The organism is Rhizobium sp. SAFR-030 (assembly GCF_059415005.1).
This window is the reverse complement of the sequence record NZ_JBPFDO010000003.1, coordinates 123,655-140,163: the sequence shown is the minus strand read 5'-3', so window position 1 is coordinate 140,163 and position 16,509 is coordinate 123,655. Positions and strand designations below refer to the sequence as shown.

The 16,509-nt window shown below is 63.0% G+C and carries 18 protein-coding genes; 11 read left to right on the top strand and 7 right to left on the bottom strand.

The features are described from left to right. Window positions 1-4 precede the first annotated feature (4 nt). Window positions 5-856, top strand: a complete 852-nt coding sequence (locus tag ACR65N_RS10210; RefSeq protein ID WP_440456913.1) for a hypothetical protein — start codon at window positions 5-7, stop codon at window positions 854-856. A 156-nt stretch (window positions 857-1,012) separates the two neighbouring features. Beyond that, on the top strand, window positions 1,013-1,945 hold the full coding sequence (locus tag ACR65N_RS10205; RefSeq protein ID WP_430304165.1) for a ribose-phosphate pyrophosphokinase: 933 nt from the start codon (window positions 1,013-1,015) through the stop codon (window positions 1,943-1,945). 139 nt (window positions 1,946-2,084) lie between these two features. On the opposite strand, the gene ACR65N_RS10200 is transcribed toward ACR65N_RS10205, so the two are convergent. Beyond that, window positions 2,085-4,127: a putative bifunctional diguanylate cyclase/phosphodiesterase gene (locus tag ACR65N_RS10200; protein ID WP_440456912.1), complete on the bottom strand. Its 2,043-nt coding sequence runs from the start codon at window positions 4,125-4,127 to the stop codon at window positions 2,085-2,087. A gap of 270 nt (window positions 4,128-4,397) precedes the next feature. On the opposite strand from ACR65N_RS10200, the gene ACR65N_RS10195 reads away from it, so the two are divergent. The 4 genes from ACR65N_RS10195 to pth all read left to right on the top strand — a co-directional run bounded on the left by ACR65N_RS10195 (window position 4,398) and on the right by pth (window position 9,232). After that, entirely contained in the window at window positions 4,398-5,009 is a 612-nt protein-coding gene (locus ACR65N_RS10195) for a 50S ribosomal protein L25/general stress protein Ctc (protein WP_430304167.1), read from the top strand. 256 nt (window positions 5,010-5,265) lie between these two features. Further along, complete coding sequence (locus ACR65N_RS10190) at window positions 5,266-7,644, top strand: EAL domain-containing protein (protein WP_440456911.1); 2,379 nt, start codon at window positions 5,266-5,268, stop codon at window positions 7,642-7,644. Between the two features lie 39 nt (window positions 7,645-7,683). Continuing rightward, window positions 7,684-8,412 (top strand): substrate-binding periplasmic protein, encoded by a 729-nt coding sequence (locus ACR65N_RS10185; RefSeq protein WP_440456910.1) that lies wholly within the window; start codon window positions 7,684-7,686, stop codon window positions 8,410-8,412. An 82-nt stretch (window positions 8,413-8,494) separates the two neighbouring features. Continuing rightward, on the top strand, window positions 8,495-9,232 hold the full coding sequence (gene pth, locus ACR65N_RS10180) for an aminoacyl-tRNA hydrolase (RefSeq protein WP_440456909.1): 738 nt from the start codon (window positions 8,495-8,497) through the stop codon (window positions 9,230-9,232). Window positions 9,233-9,242: 10 nt separating this feature from the next. On the opposite strand, the gene clpS is transcribed toward pth, so the two are convergent. Then, the gene (gene clpS / locus ACR65N_RS10175) at window positions 9,243-9,551 is read right to left on the bottom strand and encodes an ATP-dependent Clp protease adapter ClpS (RefSeq protein WP_440456908.1); all 309 of its coding nucleotides are present in this window, start codon (window positions 9,549-9,551) and stop codon (window positions 9,243-9,245) included. A 222-nt stretch (window positions 9,552-9,773) separates the two neighbouring features. Between clpS and ychF the strand changes: the two genes are divergently transcribed. From ychF to ACR65N_RS10160, 3 genes are all read left to right on the top strand, one after another. Further along, window positions 9,774-10,877 carry a redox-regulated ATPase YchF gene (gene ychF / locus ACR65N_RS10170; protein ID WP_430304172.1) on the top strand — a complete coding sequence of 368 codons (1,104 nt, stop codon included), beginning with the start codon at window positions 9,774-9,776 and terminating at the stop codon, window positions 10,875-10,877. Window positions 10,878-11,042: 165 nt separating this feature from the next. Beyond that, window positions 11,043-11,501, top strand: coding sequence for a MaoC family dehydratase (locus ACR65N_RS10165; protein WP_430304173.1), 459 nt, complete (start codon window positions 11,043-11,045; stop codon window positions 11,499-11,501). Beyond that, the gene (locus ACR65N_RS10160) at window positions 11,498-11,965 is read left to right on the top strand and encodes a MaoC family dehydratase (protein ID WP_440456907.1); all 468 of its coding nucleotides are present in this window, start codon (window positions 11,498-11,500) and stop codon (window positions 11,963-11,965) included. Before ACR65N_RS10165 ends, ACR65N_RS10160 begins: the two co-directional genes overlap by 4 nt. 86 nt (window positions 11,966-12,051) lie before the next feature. On the opposite strand, the gene ACR65N_RS10155 is transcribed toward ACR65N_RS10160, so the two are convergent. Both ACR65N_RS10155 and ACR65N_RS10150 read right to left on the bottom strand, forming a co-directional pair. Then, a complete protein-coding gene (locus ACR65N_RS10155; RefSeq protein WP_440456906.1) occupies window positions 12,052-12,279 on the bottom strand; it encodes a hypothetical protein in 228 nt (75 codons plus the stop codon). 21 nt (window positions 12,280-12,300) lie between these two features. Continuing rightward, window positions 12,301-12,843 (bottom strand): adenine phosphoribosyltransferase, encoded by a 543-nt coding sequence (locus tag ACR65N_RS10150; RefSeq protein WP_440456905.1) that lies wholly within the window; start codon window positions 12,841-12,843, stop codon window positions 12,301-12,303. A gap of 103 nt (window positions 12,844-12,946) precedes the next feature. Here ACR65N_RS10150 and ACR65N_RS10145 point away from each other — a divergent pair, with 103 nt between their 5' ends. Both ACR65N_RS10145 and ACR65N_RS10140 read left to right on the top strand, forming a co-directional pair. Then, window positions 12,947-13,321, top strand: coding sequence for a hypothetical protein (locus ACR65N_RS10145; protein ID WP_440456904.1), 375 nt, complete (start codon window positions 12,947-12,949; stop codon window positions 13,319-13,321). Then, window positions 13,302-13,634, top strand: coding sequence for a type II toxin-antitoxin system PemK/MazF family toxin (locus tag ACR65N_RS10140; protein WP_440456903.1), 333 nt, complete (start codon window positions 13,302-13,304; stop codon window positions 13,632-13,634). The genes ACR65N_RS10145 and ACR65N_RS10140 overlap by 20 nt, the downstream gene beginning before the upstream one ends. Before the next feature lie 47 nt (window positions 13,635-13,681). On the opposite strand, the gene ACR65N_RS10135 is transcribed toward ACR65N_RS10140, so the two are convergent. From ACR65N_RS10135 to petA, 3 genes are read right to left on the bottom strand one after another with little or no spacing between them, the layout of a single operon-like run. Beyond that, window positions 13,682-14,542: a cytochrome c1 gene (locus ACR65N_RS10135; RefSeq protein ID WP_430304177.1), complete on the bottom strand. Its 861-nt coding sequence runs from the start codon at window positions 14,540-14,542 to the stop codon at window positions 13,682-13,684. 26 nt (window positions 14,543-14,568) lie between these two features. Next, on the bottom strand, window positions 14,569-15,840 hold the full coding sequence (locus ACR65N_RS10130; RefSeq protein WP_440456902.1) for a cytochrome b: 1,272 nt from the start codon (window positions 15,838-15,840) through the stop codon (window positions 14,569-14,571). An 11-nt stretch (window positions 15,841-15,851) separates the two neighbouring features. Continuing rightward, window positions 15,852-16,430: a ubiquinol-cytochrome c reductase iron-sulfur subunit gene (gene petA, locus ACR65N_RS10125; protein WP_430304179.1), complete on the bottom strand. Its 579-nt coding sequence runs from the start codon at window positions 16,428-16,430 to the stop codon at window positions 15,852-15,854. Window positions 16,431-16,509: the final 79 nt, after the last annotated feature.

Sequence of the window (16,509 nt, the reverse complement as noted above, 5' to 3'; positions counted from 1 at the left end):
GGGGATGCACCGAACTGGCCTGGGCTTTGCTCCGCTGCTTTTCGCGGCTCTTCTGTCTGCCTGCAACACCACCGATGCCCTGACGCCGCAGGTCGATGTTGGCGGCGGCCTCTATCCCTCCTCTTCGCAGGTCTCGCAGGCGGACGCGCGCCGGCTCGCCGAGGCCCCGGAGCCTGACGGTGACACAGGATATTACCCGAGCGCGCCACCGCGTGCCGGGCGACCGCAGAACTCGCTGCAGGCTCAGTCGCAGGCCATCGAGGAGGGTGGCCGATCAGGCGTCGCCTCGGCGCCTCTGGATCCGCCGCCAAGCAGCCGGCAACGGGCCACCAGTCTGGAGGATGAGGCGGAGCCACAGGCCCCTTCCCGCTCACCGCCGCTGTCACCGGCTGCCGCTGAACCGCCGGCTGACTCCGAGCCATCGGCCCGCGAGGCAAGCGTCGAAACCGCACCCACTGAGACCGCGCCCACCGACACCGCGAAAGCCGAAGGCGCGACCATCCGCTTCCTGCCGATCATCGGTGCGCCGGTGCAGGCCGTGACGCCGCTGTCGCGCCAGCTGGGCGCCTCGGCACGTGCCGGCGGCCTGACCATCCGGCCCTCGGCCGACACCAGCAGCGAACACATCCTCAAGGGCTACCTGTCGGCTTTCGACAACGAGGGCAAGGTCACCGTCGTCTATGTGTGGGACGTGCTGGACCCGGCGGGCGGGCGGCTGCACCGCATCCAGGGTCAGGAAACCGTGCCGGCTTCGGGCGGCGATCCCTGGGCGGCGGTGCCCGCAGAGACCATGCAGCTGGTCGGCCAGAAGACCATCGGTGAATATCTGCAATGGCGGAATACGACTGCTCGCTGAGAGTGCAATATTGATGTCCGCAAGCCGATCTTGATGCAAAACAGCCACCCTCCACAGGGGTTTAGCGAAAATACCGGAGGTTTGGATGAGAAGCCTTGCATTCGAGACCAGCCTCGGTAAAAGGCGCCCATCCAGCGTCAAAACGGGCGGGCCACAATGAAGGTTTTCGCAGGGAATTCGAACCGGCACTTGGCCGACGCGATCTGTTCCTACCTCAACGTTCCAGTAGGGAAAGCAAGCGTCAGACGGTTTGCAGACCAGGAAATCTTCGTCGAGATCCAGGAAAACGTGCGCGGCGAGGACGTCTTCGTCGTCCAGTCCACTTCCTTCCCGGCCAACGACCACCTGATGGAACTGCTGATCATGATCGACGCCTTCCGTCGGTCCTCGGCAAAGCGCATCACCGCAGTCCTTCCCTATTTCGGCTACGCCCGCCAGGACCGCAAGGCCGGCCCCCGCACGCCGATCTCGGCCAAGCTGGTCGCCAACCTGATCACCGAAGCCGGTGCCGACCGCGTCCTGACGCTTGACCTGCATGCCGGTCAGATCCAGGGCTTCTTCGATATTCCGACCGACAACCTCTACGCCGTGCCGATCCTGGCGCGCGACGTCAAGGAACACTACGACCTGAAGAACGTCATGGTGGTCTCTCCCGATGTCGGCGGCGTGGTGCGTGCGCGCTCGCTTGCCAAGCGGCTGGATTGCCAGCTTGCCATCGTCGACAAGCGGCGTGAGCGTGCCGGCGAATCCGAAGTGATGAACGTCATCGGCGACGTCACCGGCAAGGACTGCCTGCTGATCGATGACATCGTCGATTCCGGCGGGACGCTCTGCAATGCGGCAGAAGCGCTGCTGAAGAACGGCGCGACCAGCGTTACCGCCTACATCACCCACGGCGTTCTCTCCGGGGGCGCTGTCGCCCGCGTGTCGTCCTCCAAGCTCAAGGAACTGGTGATCACCGACACCATCCAGCCGACGACGGCCGTGCAGTCGGCACCGAACATCCGCGTCGTGTCGACGGCCGCGCTGATGGGCGAGGCCATCAACCGCACGGCGCTTGAAGAGTCCGTCTCCAGCCTCTTTGACTGACACATACGTTCTTGCGCCTGTGCCGGATCGCCCATTGGGGTGGGCGGTGGCGCTGCACAAACTGAAAAGGCCTTACTGCCCTTTACGATCGGGCAGTGAGGCCTTTCTTCGTCTGGCCGGAGGTTTGTCGGTCAGGCGGTCAGGCCACCCTCTCCTGCTCGCATCCGTTAACGAGCGCCTCGATGTCCTCCAGCGGCACCGGCTTGCCGAACAGGAAGCCCTGCACCTGAGCACAGCCTTCGCGCCGCAGGAAATCCCAATGCTTCATCGTCTCGACGCCTTCCGCCAGCACCGGAATGTTGAGGCTCTGGGCAAGGATCAACGTCGATCGGACGATCGCCGCCGACTGGTTGTTGGTGTCGACCTTGTCAACGAACGACCGGTCGATCTTGATCTTGTCGAACGGAAAACTCATCAGCGTCGAAAGCGACGAGTAGCCGGTGCCATAATCGTCCATGGCGATGCGCAGGCCGATCTCCTTTAGCTGCTGGATGATCAGGAGCGCCCGCTGCTGGTCGCCGATGATGCCGGACTCGGTGATCTCCAGCTCAAGCCGGTGGGCCGGCAGGCCGGTCTCCTCGAGGATCTGCTCGATCTTCGACGGAAAGGTCATGTCGGCCAGCTGCTGCGCCGCGACGTTGACGGCAATGCTGAACGGCCGCTTCCAGCCGGCCGCCTTGCTGCAGGCCTCGCGCAGCACCCATTCACCGATTTCGATGATCAGGCCGGTGCGCTCGGCGATCGGGATGAATTCCGCCGGCGATACCTTCTTCCGCTGCGGATGGTTCCAGCGCAGCAGCACTTCGAAGCCGACGACCTCGCGGGTCTCGGCGTCGTTCTGCACCTGGTAGTGCAGCTCGAACTCGCCGTTCACCAGCGCCGAGCGGAGGTCCATGGCCAGTGCATTTCGCTCGCGCACCGCCTGGTCCATCGACGGGTCGTAGAAGCAGACGCTGTTCGGACCGGAAACCTTGCCGCGATACATCGCGACATCCGCCTGGGCGATCACCTCGTCCAGCGACGCCGCAGTGCGATCGTAGACGGAGATGCCGACGCTCGACGACACGCAGAACACCGATTCCTTCCAGTCGATCGGCTTGTTGATCTCGGCCAGCAGCCGCTGCGACAGACTGGTGCCTTCCATCCGGCCATAGTAGCGGCGGGTGATGGCGACGAACTCGTCGCCGCCGACGCGTGCCACGAACTCGTCGGGTCCGATCGCCGTCGCCAATCGAGCGCCGACCGTGCGGATCACCGCGTCGCCCGCCGCGTGGCCGTGGACGTCGTTGATTTCCTTGAACCGGTTGAGGTCGAAGGACAGGATGGCGATCTGCCCGGGCAGGTTCGGTGAAATGCGTTCGAGCTCCAGCAACTCTTCCTGAAGTGCCGCGCGGTTCGGCAGCCCGGTCAGTGCGTCGTGCAGCGAAAGGTGCCGGTAGCGGGCAACGGCGGCCTGGTTGGTGCTGGCATCGAGAAGATAGGTGCAGGCGGCCAGTGCCAGCAGCGCGATCATGATGCCGAGCACCGAGATGCCGAGGATCGCTGGCGACAGCATGTTGTCGTCGACCGGAATATCCGGGGACAACACGACCTCGACGGCCGACATGGCGATAAAATGCGTCGTGACGATGCCCGATACCAGCGCCAGCGCACCGGTATACTTGCAGAACCGGTTGCGCGGCCGGACCACCTTGTTGGTCGTCAAGGCGCCGAAGACGGCGCCGAACAACACTGATGCCACCACATACTCTTCCCGCCAGACGATTGTTCCAGGCACGGTGTAGGCGGCCATCCCCGTGTAGTGCATGGCGGCAATGCCAAGCCCCATGATCACGCCACCCGCCTCCACCAGCCGGCTCCCGTCGGCGAAGGCGGCGATCCCGAAACCGGCGGTGCATGTCAGCACGGAGATCAGCAGCGAAAGGAGGGTGACGACCGGCTCGTAGCCCGCTTGACCACCACCGGTATAGCCGAGCATCGCCAGGAAATGCGTTGTCCAGATCACCGAACCGCCGACGAAGCCGGCCAGCGCAACCCATACCGGTTTTTCCGAACCACGGGCCCGCAGCGCGCGTGAGAAAAGCCGCACCGCTAGGTAGGACCCGAGGATACACAAACTGATGGCCGCTGCGACATAGATAAAGTCGTGGTGGTCGAAGAGGCAGGTGTAGACAAATTGCATCTGGGCGCTCGCGTGCTAACGGTCGGAGACTAGGGCAAGATTCTATCTGATTGCTTATCACATCTATTACACAATATGCTAATATACAGAAATGCGATCAGCCGTACATGGCTTGTCATGCAGTCCCATATGTAATATGCACCCCCGGTCCGCGTAGACACCCTTGGAGGCAACGCGGATGAAGCGCATCGGACGATGCCCTTCCAAACTCGCCGCATAAAGGCTTCCAAGCCTGGGCGGGTTCTCCAAATAACCTCGAAAGGACATGCCATGAGCCACGATACTTACGAGCTCAAGGCCGAGGCGCGCGAACGGGTTGGTAAGGGGTCCTCCCGTGAACTTCGCCGCAACGGTTTTATTCCTGCCGTCATCTATGGCGACAAGCAGGCCCCAGTTTCCATCGTGCTTTCCACCAACGAGGTGACGAAGCGCATCCACGCCGGCGGCTTCCTGACCACCGTCGCAACCATCGTCCTGAACGGCGAGAAGATTTCGGCCCTGCCGAAGGATTTCCAGCTGGATCCGGTACGTGACTTCACGATGCACGTCGACTTCCTGCGCGTCTCTGCTGACAGCCAGGTCACGGTCGAAGTTCCGGTTCACTTCATCAACGAAGAGAAGTCGGGCGTGAAGGTCGGCGGCGTTCTGAACATCGTCCGTCATACGGTCGAAATGAACTGCCCTGCCAACGACATCCCGGAAGCGATCGTCGTTGACCTGGACGGCTTCAAGATCGGCGACAGCGTTCACATCTCGCATGTGAAGCTGCCAAAGGGTGCGACGCCGGTCATCACCGACCGCGACTTCACCATCGCCACCATCGCTGCACCGGCCGTCATGCCGGAAGAAGCTGAAGGTGGAGCAGAAGCCGCTTCCGAATAAGCACGGCTGCTGCCAACCAGATCTGAACCCGCCCCGGGCAACCGCGGCGGGTTTTCACGTTATTGGTTTACCGATCTTTACGGGAAACCATTCGATTCCCTCGGAATTCGCTGGTTTGTTGCGTTTGGAGACTGTTTCGGTGCCGACGCCGGAAACTGCGCTTCAGCAAAGCTTAATCAATCGATGAAAGCATCACGACGGGAACGGGACCACCTTCTGAGGTAGCCGGCAAACAGAAGGCATTACGAGTGGACGCATGACTCACTCGGTCGAAAACCGCTTCATCGCCATCATTTCAGCAGCGTTGCTCATCCTTGTCGCGCCGCTGTTCACGCTGTTCCTCGCCCTTTCATCCCGTCAGGCCGCCGAGAGCCTGCACGAACATGTTGCGATCCTGACGGCCGTCAATGCCCAGGCGCTGGCCAAGCCGCTTTGGGATCTGGATCTCAAGAGCATCCGCCAGATCACCGGCACTCTCCTGAATGAGACCGGCATCCGCGTCGTCCAGGTGAAGGACACGCTCGGCACGCTGGACATCACCGAAAGCAGCGTGCGCGATGCCAGCGAGCCGCTGGAGCGGACAACGCTTGACGTCGTCTATCGGTCCAGCGAGACCACGCAGCAAAAGGTCGGCACGCTCGTCATCCATTATCGAAGCTTTGGCCTCTTCTCCGCACTCAGCCGCATGGAATTGGCCTTCATTTCCATCTTCACGCTCGCCATCCTCACTGTCTTTACGGCCGCGGTCATCGGCAACCGGATCATGGTCATGCGACCGCTGCTGCGGCTGACCGCGGCGATCGAGGCGACGCGACGGCTCGGCTCCCGCCACCACGTGGATTGGCACACGACGGACGAGATGGGCCGCCTGGCTCAGAGCTTCAACGAGATGCAGATCCAGCTGGAGCGCGAGGAATACGAGCTGAAGCAGGCGCACCGGCAGACCCGGGAGACCTACAACCTGACGCCGGCCATGCTGTTCTCGCTGAACGACCAGGACTTGATCTGGGCCGTCAGCGACTACTGGCTGCTGGCCACGGGCTATGCGCGAGGAGAGGTTCTCCGCCAGCCCTTCGTCGACCTGATCGTTCCGGAAGATCGCGCCCGCTACGTGGCCCGCAAGCAGCAGAAGCGCTCAATCGTCGGCGTCTGCGATGTCACCGTCCGTTTTCGCTGCGCTGATGGCAATCTCATCGACGTGCTGATCCTCGAGACCGCCCTCAAGTCGGCAGGCACCGATCTTCCCGCGTCGCTGAGCGTCATGACGGACGTCACCGAGCTCAAGCAGTCGGAAAGCCGCAATCATCGCCAGGCCATCTCCGACCACCTGACCGGCCTTCTCAACCGCCAGGGCTTTGAAGCGGTTCTCGACGAACAGATCGCCGCCGCCGATGCGAGCGGCACCCACCTCGCTTGCCTGTTCGTCGATCTCGATCGCTTCAAGTCGATCAACGACACGCTTGGACACGCGGCCGGCGATGCGGTGCTGTCCCAGTTCGTCGGGCGGATCCGGCCGCTGACCAACGAGAACGATGCGGCAGCCCGGCTGGGCGGCGACGAATTCGCCCTGCTGATCACCGGCGCCGATGCGGAAGCGCGGGCATCCGACGTCGCGCAGAAGATCGTCGATCTCTTCGACAAACCGTTCCGCGCCGCCGGCACCGGCGTCAAGCTCAGTGCCAGTATCGGGCTTGCCTTCTACCCGCGCCACGCCGGCAGTGCTGCCGAGCTTCTGCAGCGCTCCGACATGGCCATGTATGCGCGCAAGCGCGACGGCCGCAACGGCGCCAATGTCTATGACGAATCCATCCTCGACCGCGCCCGCCAGCGCGCCGAAATCGAGAGCGACATCGAAGCGGCGATTACCGCAAGCTGGTTCGAAGCCCATTTCCAGCCGATCGTGCGGGTCGGCGACGAGACGATCCTCGGCTTCGAGGCGCTGATGCGGTTGCGCCATCCGCGCAAGGGACTTCTATCTCCGGCAGCGATCGTCGACGTTGCGGAGGAGACCGGCTCGATCAGTGAGATCGGCAATCTCATCCTTGAGGATGCGCTGGTCAACCTGGCCCGGGTGTCGCGCCTGCCCGGCATGGAGGACACCTATGTGGCGGTGAACTTCTCGCCGCTGCAGTTCGACGCAGGGCTGCCGACGCGGCTTGCGGCGATGACCGCGCGATACCGCATCCAGCCTCGCCGGCTGGTGCTGGAAATCACCGAGGCGGTGCTGATGCACGACAACCCGGAAATCCGCACCATCCTCGACCAGTTGCACGCTTTCGGCTGCCGCATCGCGCTCGACGATTTCGGCACCGGCTATTCGTCGTTGAGCTACCTCAGCCGCTTCCCGGTGGATATCGTCAAGATCGACCAGTCGTTCGTCCGCACGATCGGTTCCGGCGCCAAAGACGTCGAACGCAGGAACCGGATGCTCGTCGAAGGCATCAGTGCCATCTCCCACAAGATGAACTGCACGGTCGTCGCGGAAGGCGTCGAAACCGAGGGCCAGTACGACCTCCTGAAGACGATCGGCATCGATTGCGCCCAGGGCTACCTGTTCTCCAGGCCGCTCGCCATCGGCGATCTGCTGACGCAACTCGACGCCAGAAGGAATCTGCTGGAGACTCGCGCCGGTTGACGGCATAGTCGGGACACAAGACCGTTGTGGATGGGGACAATGAGACGTCCGGCTCTGACCTGCAGCATGGTTCTCCTGACGAGCGGCGCACAGGCGGCCGATATCAGCTTCGCGACCGAATCCTACCCGCCCTATACCTATCAGACCGAAGACGGATCGATCGACGGCGCAGGTGCCGCCCAGGTTCGCGCGATAATGGCCGGTGTCGGAGCAGACGTCGAGTACCGCATCGACATCATGCCCTGGGCCCGGGCGCTTGCGCTTGCCCAAACGCAGTCCACCTCCTGCGTCTTCGCCGCGGCACGCACGCCGGAGCGGGAGACCACGTTCCAGTGGGTGGTGCCGATGCTGATGGACGTCAACCTGATCGTCGCCCGCCAGTCCTCCTCCATCACCGCAACGACCATCGCCGAAGCGCTGCTCTATTCGGTCGGCACGCAACGGGAAGACTACACCGAAGGCCTGCTGCGCCGCGCCGGGTTCGAGAGGCTGGACCTCAGCGCCAGCTTCGATCTGACGCTGGCCAAGCTGCTCGGCGGCCGGATCGATCTGATGGCCATATCCCAGGACGTCTATGATCGCCTCGTCAGAGAGCACGTACCGATCCGAAGGATCGTCGTGCTTTCGATGCAGCAGCTCGGGATTGCCTGCAACCCTGCTCTGCCGGCAGCGTTGATCGCCCGCATGCAGTCTTCGCTCGACCGCCTCCGCGCGTCGGGCGAGCAGGATCGCATACAGCAACGCTACGGGCTTCCGCCGGTGCGCTGAGTGAGGTGTCAGCGGGATTGCGCTTGACTTGCCCGGCTTTTCGCGTTGGGAACATCGGCGCGACTGCGAAGGGAACCGCCATATGCTGATCATCGCCGGGCTCGGCAATCCGGGGTCCAAATATTCCGGGAACCGCCACAACATCGGCTTCATGGCCGTCGACGCGATCCAGCGCCGGCCGGGCTTCTCGCCCTGGTCGAAGAAGTTCAAGGCGGAGATCTCCGAGGGCGAACTAGGCGGCGACAAGGTGCTGCTCATCAAGCCGCAGACCTTCATGAACCTGTCGGGCGAATCCGTCGGCGAAGCGATGCGCTTCTACAAGCTGTCACCCGCGGACATCGTCGCCATCTATGACGAACTCGACCTGGTGCCGGGCAAGGCCCGCATCAAGCTCGGTGGCGGGCATGGCGGCCACAACGGCGTCAAGTCTCTCGATGCCCACTGCGGCCGCGAATACCGCCGCCTGAGGCTTGGCATCGGCCATCCGGGCTCCAAGGAGCAGGTACAGAACCACGTGCTTGGCGACTTCGCCAAGTCGGACAGGGTCTGGCTCGATCCCCTGCTCGACACGCTCGCCGACAATGCCGAGATGCTGGTGAAGGGCGAGGATTCGCAGCTGATGAACAAGCTGGCGCTGGCGGTCGGCGCGAAGCCGGATGACGCGCCGGCCAAGCCCGCCAAGGGTGACAAGCCCGCCAAGCAAGGCGCCGGGCAATCGCACATCCGCGCCGCGCGCAACTTTGCCCAGCCCAAGGCCCTGCCGACCACCGGCCCGATGGCCGACATGCTGAAGAAGATGTTCGGGGCGAAGAAGGACTGACGCTCGAGCCCTACTCTTCCGGCTCGGCGGTGAACATCAGCGGCAGGCCGGCTTCCTTGGCGAGATCCATCGCCTCGGTCACCTTCGTCTCGGCAATATCCTTGGTGCACACCACGACGACGCAGGAGCCCATCTTGTGGGCGGTCATCATCACCCGCTGGCTCGCCTCCGGCCCCATGCGGAACACCACCTTCAGGACAAGCACCACGAACTCCCGCGGCGTATAATCGTCGTTGTGGAGCAGCACCTTGTAGAGCTTCGGGCGCTCGACCTTGGGCTTGGTCACCGTCTTCGGTGCAAGTTCGGTCTCGTTGGCCATGAGATGGCATCTCCAAACACATGAAACAGTCAGCGGAATGCAGCCGGGGCCACCGGCGCACTTTCGCCGCGGGTTTCTCGACCGACGTTCCGATCACCCTCAAACATAGTTCGCCAGCGCCGCTGCGCCAGTGGACAGAGTGAAAGCCGGCGCGACCCTTGACCCGCTGGCCGCTTTCCCCCATAGCCACAGCAACATCGAAACAACGACGGGTGAACCCTTATGGGCTTCAAATGCGGCATTGTTGGCCTGCCGAATGTCGGCAAGTCAACCCTCTTCAACGCGCTGACCAAGACGGCGGCAGCCCAGGCGGCAAACTATCCGTTCTGCACCATCGAGCCGAACACCGGTGAGGTCGCCGTTCCGGATCCGCGCATGCAGACGCTCGCCTCGATCGCCGGCTCCAAGGAAATCATCCCGACGCGCATCTCCTTCGTCGACATCGCCGGCCTCGTGCGCGGCGCGTCGAAGGGCGAAGGCCTCGGCAACAAGTTCCTCGCCAACATCCGCGAAGTCGATGCCGTCGTGCACGTGCTGCGCTGCTTCGAGGACGACGACATCACCCATGTCGAGGGCCGTATCAATCCGGTCGGCGATGCCGAGACGATCGAGACCGAGCTGATGCTCGCCGACCTCGAAAGCCTTGAGCGCCGCGTCGAGCAGACCCGCAAGCGGGCCTCCTCGAAAGACAAGGACTCCGTCGCCCAGCTGCCGATCATGGAAGCGGTCGTCAAGCTGCTCAACGAGGGCAAGCCGGCCCGTCTGCTGTTGAAGACGCTGGCTGCCGACGAGATCGAGATCCTCAAGGGTCTCAACCTGCTCACCTCGCATCCGGTCCTCTACGTCTGCAACGTCGCGGAAGCCGATGCCGTCGATGGCAACGAGCACACGAAGGCTGTCGAAGCCATGGCAAAGGCGCAGGGCGCCGAATGCGTCATCATCTCGGCCGCCATCGAATCTGAGGTCGCCCAGCTTCCGGAAGAGGAATCGAAAGAATTCCTCTCGGCGCTCGGCCTGGAAGAGGCCGGTCTCGACCGGCTGATCCGTGCCGGCTACAACCTGTTGCACCTGATCACCTATTTCACGGTCGGCCCCAAGGAAACCCGCGCCTGGACGATTGTCCGCGGCACCAAGGCACCGGCTGCCGCCGGCGTCATTCACACGGATTTCGAACGTGGCTTCATCCGCGCCTTCACCATTGGCTACGACGACTATGTCGCCTTCAAGGGCGAAGTTGGCGCCAAGGAAGCCGGCAAGGGTCGCGACGAGGGCAAGGAATATGTCGTCCAGGACGGCGACGTCATCCACTTCCGCTTCAACACCTAAGGGCTGTTTCTCAACCCGATCTGGCACTGCCGCCCCTCGCTCGACGGGCGGCAGTTTTCGTTTGGAAACCACCCGGCAACTGCGCCGGTACCGGAACGACGACAAACCCGCTTGGCATCGTCTTCTCTTCGTTTACAGTCGCCGCCACATTGAACGGGAAGAGCAATGCTTTATTTCGAGGATTTCACGCCGGAGCGCGTCCTGCCTCTCCAGCCAAAGACCGTGTCGGCCGACGAGATCATCGTCTTCGCACAGGAATTCGATCCGCAGCCCATGCATCTTTCCGAGGAGGCTGGAAGAGCGAGCATCCTCGGCGGCCTCGCGGCCTCCGGCTGGCATACGGCAAGCCTGTTCATGCGCATGATGTTCGACGGCTGGCTGTCTGGCTCGGCCTCGGAAGGTTCGCCGGGCATCGAGTTCATGGAGTGGAAGAAGCCGGTGCTCGCCGGCGATACGCTCTCCGGTCACTCGACGGTGGTGGAAGCCCGGGCTTTGCGCTCGCGCCCTGGCCTTGGGCTGGTCAGGTTCCTGCACGAGGTGCAGAACCAGCGCGGCGAAACCGTCATGCGCGGCGAAAACCCGATCATGTTCCGCCAGCGCGCGTCAGCGGAGGACGCCGCATGAGACTCATCGAACTCTCGCCGATCGGCCAGAAGATCGAGACCGGAACCCTGCTGTTCACCGCCGAGGACATCATCCGCTTTGCCAGGCAGTTCGATCCGCAGCCCTTCCATGTCGATCCGGAGGCCGCCAAGGATTTCGTCTTCGGCGGGCTCTGCGCTTCGGGCTGGCATACCTGCGCCGGCTGGATGAAGATGTTCCTCGCCTACTGGACCGTTGAGCAGGCGCGCCTTGTCGCCGACGGCATCGAGCCGCCGAAGCTCGGCCCCTCGCCCGGCTTTCTGAAACTGCAATGGCTCCGGCCGGTCTATGCCGGTGACCGGATCAGCTATTCGGTGACGCTGACAGAGAGCCGCCCGCTTGCCTCGCGCCCCGGGACGTGGATGAACTCCACCCTCAACGAGGGCGTCAATCAGGACGGCAAGCCGGTCATCCGGTTCGAGAGCAGCATGCTGGAGTTCGAGTAGCCAGGATCAAGCTTCAGGCTGCAAGTTCAGCCGCCGACACGGGGGATGGCTCCTTTTCCGCCAGCCCGCTACCGCCTTCCCTGCCCTCAGCGCGTCGCAAGGACCGCGACGCCGGCGCCCACCATAGCGGCGCCAGCACCGCGATTGACACGCTGAACGAGGTGCGGACTGCGCATCAGGCGTCGCGCTCTGCGTGCCAGCAGCACGTGGCAGCCGATCACCACGACCTCGACCAGCAGGATCACCAGCGCCAGCTGAAAGGCCTGCGACAGCGTCAGGTTCGTGCCGACGACGTTCGGCAGAAGCGCGATCAAAGCACCTGCGCTGCCGGCAACTCAGTGCCCGTCGAACGACACCAGCGTGCGGACCTCGACGCCGAGCGCTTCAAGCTTTTGGCGACCCCCGAGTTCGGGAAGGTCGATGACGAAGCAGGCCGACACCACTTCTGCGCCCAGCTGCCGCAGCAGCTTGACGGCGCCCTCGGCCGTGCCGCCAGTGGCGATCAGGTCGTCGCAGAGGATCACCTTGTCGCCCGGCTTTACCGCATCGACATGCATCTCCATCTCGTCGACGCCGTATTCGAGGCTGTAGGCCACCCGCACGGTGGTGTGCGGCAGCTTGCCCTTCTTGCGGATCGGCACGAAGCCCGACGACAGCTGGTGCGCCATCGCGCCGCCGAGAATGAAGCCGCGCGCCTCGATGCCGGCCACCTGGTCCACCGACAGCGACGCATACGGCTTTACCAGCTCGTCCACCGCCTGGCGGAACGCCTGGGCATCGCCCAGCAGCGTGGTGATGTCGCGAAAGATGATGCCCGGCTTCGGGTAATCGGGAATGGCGCGAATGGCAGCGGCGAGCTTCGACTGTGTGGTTTCCATGGGTGCTCCGAACGTGGCTCGGCTCCGCATAGCAGGATTTGGCCTGATCCACATCCGTATTCTGCCCACCAGTCGACTGTGGTACGCTCGAAGAAACGGAGGAATGCGCGTGCAGATCCGGGTTCAGGACGACATCATCCTTGCCGCTCATGTGGCGGACGCACCGGTCCTCTTCGAAAGGATCGTCACCCTGCGTCCGGGTGAATCCATCCGGCTCTCGGTGAATGGAGTTCACGGTACCTGGGTGAAGATTTCGATGCACGACCGAGGCGGCACACGTCATGGCCTCGCACCGGTCGGCGCGATGGCGGAGACGTGGAAGAGCCTAAGAAGCTCTGCCGACTCGTCCGTAGACCTCGAGATCCTTCCGCCGATCAACCACCACACGGATGATTACCTTCGCCTCGTCGAGACCTCGATGCCGGAGTGGAACTCACAAGAGGATGAAGAGGCCTACGGTGGATTGCGACCTCTTTGATATCGCGCTGTTCCGCTTCCCCTTCTCCGAGCGAGAGGGCGGCAAGATTCGGCCGGCACTCGTGCTTTCAAATCGCCGATTCAATCTCGATCATCAGCATGCCGTCATGGCGATGATCACGACTGCCAGACAGGTGTCCTGGCCGAGCGACGTCCAGATCGAACATTTCGGGGCAGCGGGGCTGACTACGTCGAGCGTAATCCGATGGAAACTGTTCACGCTCGAGAAGAGCCTCTACCTCGGCAGGGTCGAAACCCTTGTAAGCGCCGATGCGAACCGCGCACGACTCGCGCTTTCAGAAATCCTGGCATGAAAAAAGGCGGCCGGAGCCGCCTTTCTTACCGCTGGGGAGCGTTGCGCTCAATGCTCCTTGCGGGCGTAGATCGACTTCTTCGTCAGGTAGATGAGGATCGTGAAGATCGCCAGAAACACCATTACCATGAAGCCGGTGCGCTTGCGCTCTTCCAGATGCGGCTCGGCCGCCCACATCAGGAAGGCCGCGACGTCCCGCGAATACTGGTCGAGGGTCTGCGGCGCACCATCCTCATAGGTCACCTGGCCATCGGCAAGCGGCGGTGCCATGGCAAGCGCCGGTGCGGCGATGAAGTAGGGGTTGTAGTGCGTGCCCGGTGCCACCTCGACGCCGGCCGGCGGCTCACGGTAGCCGGTCAGCAGCGCGTGGATGTAGTCCGGGCCGCCTTCCTGGTACTGGGTGAAGATGTCGATGATGAACTGCGGAAAGCCGCGGGTCACGCCGCGCGCCTTGGCGAGCAGCGACATGTCCGGCGGTGCGGCGCCGCCATTCGCCGCAGCTGCCGCCTGCTCGTTCGGGAACGGCGACGGGAAGTGATCCGACGGCACGGCCTTGCGAGTGAACATTTCGCCCGCATCGTTCGGACCGTCCTGGACCTCGTAATTGGCGGCGAACGCCTTCACCTGGGCTTCCGAATAGCCGAGCCCTTCCAGCGTGCGGAAGGAGACGAGGTTCATGGAATGGCAGGCGGAACAGACTTCGGTATAGACCTTCAGGCCGCGCTGCAACTGGCCCTTGTCGTAATGGCCGAACGGTCCGGCAAAGCTCCAGTCCATCTCTTCCGGATGGTGGATCGGATAGTGCGGCGTGCCGCCTTCGGCATGCGGAGCCTCCTCGGCGGCCCCGGCGATGCCGCCGAGACCGGTGAAGAGGGCAAGAGACAGGAGGCCTGTTGCGAGCATTTTCATGGGTGTCATCCTCTCGGTCTCGGCCATCACGCGCGCATGTCGGCGGTCATGTTGCCGTTCTTCGTCAGAACGGCTTCCGTGATGGAATTGGGAATGCGCCGTGGCGTCTCGACCAGGCCGAGAACCGGCATGATGACGAGGAAGAAGGCGAAGTAGTACAGCGTGCCGAGCTGCGACATGACCACGTAGAGGCCTTCCGCAGGCTGCGCACCGAGCCAGCCCAGCATGATCGCGTTGATGACGAAGATCCAGAAGAACAGCTTGTACCAGGGGCGGTAGACGGCAGAGCGGACCTTCGACGTGTCGAGCCAGGGCAGGAAGAACAGGATGATGATCGAGCCGAACATCACCAGGACGCCGCCGAGCTTGGAATCGATCGGCCCGACATTGAAGGTGATGGCGCGCAGCATCGCGTAGAACGGCAGGTAGTACCACTCAGGCACGATATGTGCCGGGGTCTTCAGGGCGTTCGCCGGGATGTAGTTGTCCGGATGGCCGAGATAGTTCGGCATGTAGAAGATGAACCAGGCATAGGCGATCAGGAAGATCGACACGCCGAGCGCATCCTTCATCGTCGCATAGGGCGTGAACGGCACCGTGTCGGTCTTGGTCTTGATCTCGATGCCGGTCGGGTTCGTCTGGCCGGTGACATGCAGCGCCCAGATGTGCAGCACGACGACGCCGGCGATCATGAACGGCAGCAGGTAATGCAGCGAGAAGAAACGGTTGAGGGTCGGCTGATCGACCGCAAAACCGCCGAGCAGGAACTGCTGGATCCACTCGCCGACCAGCGGGAAGGCCGAGAAGAAGCCGGTGATGACGGTAGCGCCCCAGAACGACATCTGGCCCCAGGGGAGCACGTAACCCATGAAGCCGGCCGCCATCATCAGCAGGTAGATGATGACGCCGAGGATCCAGAGGATTTCGCGCGGTGCCTTGTAGGAGCCGTAGTAGAGGCCGCGGGCAATGTGCAGGTAGACGGCGATGAAGAAGAACGACGCGCCGTTGGCATGCATGTAGCGCAGCAGCCAGCCGTGGTTGACGTCGCGCATGATCTTTTCGACCGAGTTGAACGCGACAGTCGTTTCGGCAGCGTAATGCATGGCCAGCACGACGCCCGAGACGATCTGCACGATCAGCATCACCGACAGCATGGCGCCGAAGGTATAGGCATAGTTGAGGTTGCGGGGGACGGGATAGGCGATGAAGCTGTCATACATCATGCGCGGCAAGGGAAGCCGCGCGTCGATCCACTTCTCTATGCCGGTCGACGGCTGGTAGTTGGAATGCCCACTCATCTGATGTCCCCTCAGCCGATCCGGATCACGGTGTCGGATGCAAATGTAAATGTCGGAATGGCCAGGTTCTGCGGCGCCGGGCCTTTCCGGATGCGGCCCGCGGTATCGTAGTGCGAGCCATGGCAGGGACAGAACCAGCCGCCGAAATCGCCGGACTGGCCGAGCGGCACGCAGCCGAGATGGGTGCAGGAGCCGATCATGACGATCCAGTTCTCCTTGCCCTCGCCGGCCGAACGGTCAATGTCGGTCGCCTGCGCATCGGCAGCGACATTGGCATTGCGGGCGATCGGGTCCTTGAGGTCGGCAAGCGCGACAGCATTGGCCTCCTCGACTTCCTTGGGCGTGCGGTTGCGGATGAAGACCGGCTTGCCGCGCCATTTCACCGTCAGCGACATGCCCGGCTCGACAGCCGTGACGTCCACTTCGATGGAGGCAAGCGCGAGCGTTGAAGCATCCGGCCGCATCTGGTCGATGAACGGCCAGGCGACCGCGACGGCGCCCACCGCGCCCGCCATGCCCGTCGTCAGGTAAAGGAAATCGCGGCGAGTTGGCTCGCTCACGGTCCCGCCATTCGTGTCGTGCTCACTCACGGTCAACCCATCCTTTGCACAGAAATGTTATGAAGTCGCATTGCCCCTCGTCCCGTCAGCAATCCAATTTGGACACAAT